The sequence below is a fragment of the Pseudidiomarina sp. WS423 genome, assembly GCF_050750165.1.
Taxonomy (GTDB): domain Bacteria; phylum Pseudomonadota; class Gammaproteobacteria; order Enterobacterales; family Alteromonadaceae; genus Pseudidiomarina; species Pseudidiomarina fusca.
In genome coordinates, this window is the sequence record NZ_JBOJLN010000054.1 from 1 (window position 1) to 577 (window position 577).

Here is a 577-nt window from a genome sequence, read left to right on the forward strand (position 1 = left end):
CCCACAAAGCGGCCAGTACTTTGTGTTTATCAATGCCCGCAAAACGCAGATGAAGGTGTTGTACTTCGAAAGCTCAGGCTATTGTGTCTGGGCTAAGCGCTTAGAGCAAGGCCAGTTTCCGGTGAAACCGCATCCGAGTGGGATCCAATCGCTCACCGGTTGCACCCTGCAAATGATCGTTGACGGAATTACCGTGCTTCGCCACAAACAAGCGAAGCGCTATGGGCAGTCAAGCGCTTGATAAGTCTGTATAATTGACGCTATGAAAATCAAGCCTTCATCCTCATCCAACGCGGCAACGGACGCCGGGACACTGGTTAATTTGACCAGTGAAATCGCGCGTCTGCAGAGTTTGTTGCAACAGGCTTCTGCAGAGAATCAGGCTTGGTCTGAAAAGTACGGCAAGCTGGAAACCGAGCATACGTCATTGCGCGAGACCTTCGCAGGGATTCAGCAGCGCTTAGCCTGGTTTGAGAAGCAGCTGTTTGGTCAGAAGTCAGAAAAGCGCGCCCTGGAATTGGGTATGCAGTTAAGCTTACTGGGTGATATGGTGCCAGCGCTGACCCAGCCTGAAGGC

At 52.2% G+C, this 577-nt stretch carries 1 protein-coding gene and 1 pseudogene; both read left to right on the top strand.

Annotated elements, in window-relative coordinates; all coding sequences use genetic code 11:
- A partial coding sequence (gene tnpB / locus ACQ661_RS12735; protein ID WP_431668592.1) for an IS66 family insertion sequence element accessory protein TnpB occupies positions 1-241 on the top strand: 241 nt, incomplete at its 5' end.
- Between the two features lie 21 nt (positions 242-262).
- Positions 263-577 (top strand): annotated as a pseudogene (locus ACQ661_RS12740) (IS66 family transposase); the annotation flags it as partial.